The following is a 4775-nucleotide window of genomic DNA, read 5'->3' on the forward strand; positions in this document are numbered from 1 at the left end:
GTGGGTGCACAACAAGGTGCCTCGCTGTGATCACAACGCGCTTTAGATAGTCGGCTGGTGCCATCGATTTTCGATCCCCAAAGTAATGTGAAAGTCCCCGCGTTTCCCGCAGTCCGTACGATACAACCATGCTAACGCATATGCTCGCAGCCGATGGGACTGTCCGATAACGGTGGATCTGATCCTGGCAGCGGTTAGTTTGCCAGTCGGAGTGATCCGGCCGTTGAAGGTGATCGCGAACGCATTGAGCGCGGGCTTCCACCTCGTTTCCCATCGTGCCTTACCGCGGCGGGTGGGGTCCAGGTGGCGTGTTCCCCGTGATTGAGACCGGGCTGAAGACCACTTCCCGAGCTTAGGACCACTTCCCAAGAAGTGGGGTGGCAATGTCAACTTGAATTGGCCCCGGTGTGACGGCGAGATTTGGCCCCAGATCGGTCGGGTGCAGGCTGTGGCGGGTGGTTTCGGCGTTAGGCCCAGATGATGGCGGTGGGGTTGCGGTCGACTTCGGCGAGAAGGTCCTCGATGTGCGGTGTGGGATTGAGGAGGGCCATCGCGGTCGTTAGCGAGGTTGGTCGGCGGCGGCAGTGAGCGCTTCGTAGGCGGTGTCGAGTTGTCGTTGACGGCGCCGGTTGGGTTCATGGTTGGACTCGGCAGCCAGAGCGTCGATCAGGTCGTCGAGTTCGGTCTCAGTCATCGCGAGGTGCAGCTCGTTGTTGTTGCTGCGGATCGCGAAAACTGCTCGTTGGCAGTCATTGTCGAGGAACGGCAGGGTCCGCAGGATCGCTGCGGTATCGGCGTCGATGAGGATGTCGTGGCGCGGTTGGGCCGCGGTCAACCCTCGTCGGCGTAGGTCGTAGATGGATCCAGCCCAGTTGCTGATGGTGCCGTCGTCACCGCAGCGGGTGCAGCGCCAGCCGATGGGTTGATCGGGTTGGGCACAGACCACCGTGATGCGGCCGGGGCACCGGCTGTTGGCCGGGCGGCGCCGGCATGGCAGAGCGGTCTCCCATGGGGTGTGGGCGTCGCCGGCTGACGCTGCGGCGACAATGCCGGCCAGGTGCTCGGCGAGCTTGCGGGCCGGCCCCGGGGTGTCGGGGCCCAGGTCGAGGAAGTGCTGCAGATCGGCGACCAACATGTCCTGGTCACTGTATCGGCCGCGCGGGCCGGCGGGGTTCAGGTACTGCTGGGCTCGGTAGTGGAGTGGCGTCGTGTGCGGGCGTGAGCCAGCCGGTAGGAGGTGGTGCCGGTCTCGATGATTTGTCCGGCGAAGGTCAACCGGTCGACGATGGCCGCGCACAATCGCGGGTCGGTGAAGGTTTTGGTCCACGCCGAGAAAGGTTCGTTGGAGGCGATCGCCACCGCCGAGCGTTCTTCACGTTCAGTGAGCACCTGGAACAACAACTCCGCACCACGTCGATCCAGCTGCAGGTATCCCAGCTCGTCGATCAGCAGCAGATCAACGCGACCGTAGCGGGTGATCAGCTTGCTCAGCTGGGCATCGTCGGCGGCTTCGACGAGCTCGTTGACCAGCTTGCTGGCCAGGGTGTAGCGGACGCGGTAGCCGGTCTCGGCGGCCAGGGTTCCCAGCCCGATCAGCAGGTGGGTTTTGCCGGTCCCGGAGTCACCGATCAAACACAATGGCTCGCCGGCTTTGACCCAGGCGCAGCTGGCCAAAGTGCCGATAACCGCCGGGTTGATCGCCGGGTTGGCCTCAAAGGTGAACTCGTCGAGCCGCTTTGGCCGGGGAAACCCAGCATCGCGCACGCGACGCTCGGCGCGGCGCCGATCCCGGTCCTCGCACTCGGCGATCACCAACTCCGAGAGGAACCCCAGATAGGACTGTTGTTCACGTTCGGCCGCGGCGGCGATCTCGGCGAAGCGGTCGCGGATCGTGGGCAGCCGCAACATCCGGGCGCCCTGTTCGATCGCCGCGACCGCGGCCTGGTCGGTGACAGTGCGGCGCTGCGGACTCATGAGCTCTGCCGGCCCAACAGGGTGTCGTAGGCGACCACCGACGGCAGCGGACGGTCATCCATGATCGCTATCCCCAGACGGTGCTGCGCCAGTAGAAGCAGCTCTGCGTTGTGGACCGATCCGGCTGTAAGTCCTGCGCCGCCGCGGCGCTGTTCGGCAGCCTTGCGGGCCTCCAGCGCCACCACATCAGCATTGGCCGACCCCACCGACAGGGCCGCCCCGATTCCGGCCAGCACATCAGCGCGATCCAGATGGCGGTGCAGCAGCAGCACCTCGACCAGGGCGCGGGTGCCCGCGGCATCGCCGTGGGTCTTACGGGCGGCCGCCCACCAGGCGTCGTGCTCGGCGGTGAACAGTTTGGCTGCCCGGGCCTGGGCCAGCGCGGTGGCCCCGGGCAGCGCTCCGGGTTTGCGGGCCAGGATCTCCAGATAGTGGTCCAGGTCCAGCACTTTGGTGCCCTTGCCGATCGCACGCGGATGCCGCGCCACCACGGTGGTGCGGTCATAGACGGTGACGTGGGAGGCCGACAATTTCACCCGCACCCGATGCCCGATGAACCGGGCCGGCACCGAGTACTGGTTGCAACGCACCATGATCTGGGCATACCGATCCACCCGCGGGGTCAACGTCAACGCCGTATCAAAGGGTTCCTCGGTGACCGGCTGCAGGAACTGTCGCTCGGTTTCCCAGTCCTGACCAACACTGTTGGCGCGGTTAGCGATCCGACGATGATCGTCAGCGTCGTCGGCAGCGGCCAGCATCGCGTTGAGCTCGTCGAGGGAGTCGACCACCGGCATTGGCACGCAGTGGTTGCGCCGGAACCGGCCCCCTTCGCCCTCCACACCGCCCTTCTCGTGGCTGCCGTCATGACCGGGCTGGCAATACCAGGCTTCAAAACCGAAGTGCGACCGGAACGCGATCCAGCGCTCGTTCTCCTGACGTGAGCGTCCGAACAGCACCTGCTTGACCGCGCTGTTGAGGTTGTCGTAGCGGATCTTGTCGACCGGCACCCCGCCCAGGCGGGTGAACCCGTACACGTGGCCTTCCAGGAACGCCTCCTGCCCCTGCGTTGCGAACGCCCGATGCGCTGCCCGCCCCGAGAACGACAACCGCATCGTGAACAAGGCGGTCTTGGTCTTCACCCCGGCCAGCACCACCCACAGATCGTGGAAGTCGACCTCAGCCTCAGCACCCGGACGATACGTCTGCGGCACAAACCCTGCTTCCAACGCCCGGCCTGCCTCGGCCGCGATCTGCGGACGACGTTTACGGACGTGGTCACGCACCGTCGAGTACGACAAACCGGTCGCATCATGTTCATCGACCAGACGTGCCAAAACCCTTCGGGCGGTGTGGCATTGCTTCTTCGGAGCCTCTAGATCCGACCGCAACATCTCATCGATGGCCGCCTTGAACGGCTCCAACCGCGGCGCCACCCGCGGCGCCGTCTTACGCGGCGGCGGCACCGCCGACTCCAACGCCTGGCGCACCGTGCGTCGATGCACCCGATGCTTGTCGGCCAGCGCCCGGATCGACAACCCCTCGACCCGATGATCCCGGCGGATCGCCGCGAACTGCTCCACCTTTGACCTCACCCTCCAGCCACCACCCTCGTCACAAGCGATCCGGGCCGTCCGAACCGCACGTGATCACTGTCAGGTGGGGCCAATTCACGTCGTCATAACCGACGCGGAGTGTCGTGAAGACGGGGCCAAATCAGACCGTCACAACGGCACTCCCGCGACCACACAGGTGGAGCCATTTCTAGCCGTCCGCCAGGGGCCAAATCAGGCTGTCACAGCCACGGCAGTTCGGACGATGTTGTCGACGTTGCCTCGGCAAACCGCGTAGTACTCGGCACGCGATCTCAAGGCATTGACGCCACCCCGTGCCCGCATGCCGATGACAGCCAAGCCTCTCGGTTGCTCCTGGCAACCCAAGTGCGTCGCGGTCGAACTTCCCTGACGTCCGGTCGCACATCTTTTTCCTCGGAGTTTCAGGTCGACTGCCTCAGTGCCTGTTCAGTTCGAACCGAACCCGATAAAGAAACCAATCTGTCCTCACGCCCACCTTCTCCGCCTGGAGCTGAACAAGATCGGCGAGCTCATCGTCCGGCTGTCCTGTGATGATGATGAGGCGGGCTCCAGGCCGCCCGTCCTTCTCCGCGAGAGCCTTCAACGCCTTCATGTACTTGGAGGCCTGCGCAACGATTCCCTGATCCGGCTCTTCGGCCTTGAGCTCGATACCGACCAATTCTCGCGTCTTCGTATCGACCGCAAGCAGATCGATCTTGGATCCTGGAGCGAGCTGTTTCTCCCGCTCGATGATGCGCAGATTGTTGGTGGCTTGGTTGAGGAAATTGTGATTCAGCCAGAGGAAGCGGGAAAGCTGACTCTCGACTTTGAACAGTTCGCGGGTTGGCTGCAGTCCTTTGATCGGGCGCTTCGCGTCGAAGAAGTAGATGAGCGATGCCGGCGTGTTGGCCGGGTCGATCAATTCCGGACTGAACTCGACCCCTGCATTTCGGAATCGGTCGCTTAGCAGTTCCAGAAGCTTGGTAGAAGTCCGTTCATATCCTGCTTCGCGAACGAGTACTCCAAGTTTGCTCTTCGGCATCTGCCTCAAGAGGCGCGTCGTCGCGGGGACAGCATCGACGCGTTGCCGAATCTTTGCGACCAGACGATCAAGACGATCTTCTCTGGTCAGTCGCGCCGCCATGTTCCCCCTTCCGCCAGCGCTTGCTTGACTTGCTTTGGCGTCCTCGCTAAGCAAGCACTGGCCGTTGTTCTATCACGAGAGCA

4 protein-coding genes are annotated in these 4775 nt (G+C 63.8%); all 4 read right to left on the reverse strand.

Annotated features, from left to right (window positions below):
• Nucleotides 1-559 precede the first annotated feature (559 nt).
• The 4 genes from VIQ49_RS08835 to VIQ49_RS08850 all read right to left on the reverse strand — a co-directional run bounded on the left by VIQ49_RS08835 (nt 560) and on the right by VIQ49_RS08850 (nt 4692).
• On the reverse strand, nt 560-1135 hold the full coding sequence (locus VIQ49_RS08835) for a hypothetical protein (protein WP_331883344.1): 576 nt from the start codon (nt 1133-1135) through the stop codon (nt 560-562).
• 38 nt (nt 1136-1173) lie between these two features.
• Entirely contained in the window at nt 1174-1974 is an 801-nt protein-coding gene (gene istB, locus VIQ49_RS08840) for an IS21-like element helper ATPase IstB (RefSeq protein ID WP_331883346.1), read from the reverse strand.
• Nucleotides 1971-3569 (reverse strand): IS21 family transposase, encoded by a 1599-nt coding sequence (istA, locus tag VIQ49_RS08845; protein WP_331883349.1) that lies wholly within the window; start codon nt 3567-3569, stop codon nt 1971-1973. The genes istB and istA overlap by 4 nt, the downstream gene beginning before the upstream one ends.
• Before the next feature lie 415 nt (nt 3570-3984).
• Nucleotides 3985-4692, reverse strand: a complete 708-nt coding sequence (locus VIQ49_RS08850) for a hypothetical protein (RefSeq protein ID WP_331883352.1) — start codon at nt 4690-4692, stop codon at nt 3985-3987.
• Nucleotides 4693-4775 lie beyond the last annotated feature (83 nt).

Origin of the sequence: Williamsia sp., assembly GCF_036566845.1 — a bacterium.
Lineage (GTDB): Bacteria > Actinomycetota > Actinomycetes > Mycobacteriales > Mycobacteriaceae > Williamsia.

Excerpts from the sequence above, each read along its gene's own strand:
- VIQ49_RS08835 (WP_331883344.1), bottom strand. The coding sequence starts at position 1,135 with ATGTTGGTCGCCGATCTGCAGCACTTCCTCGACCTGGGCCCCGACACC.
- istB (WP_331883346.1), bottom strand. The coding sequence starts at position 1,974 with ATGAGTCCGCAGCGCCGCACTGTCACCGACCAGGCCGCGGTCGCGGCG.
- VIQ49_RS08850 (WP_331883352.1), bottom strand. The coding sequence starts at position 4,692 with ATGGCGGCGCGACTGACCAGAGAAGATCGTCTTGATCGTCTGGTCGCA.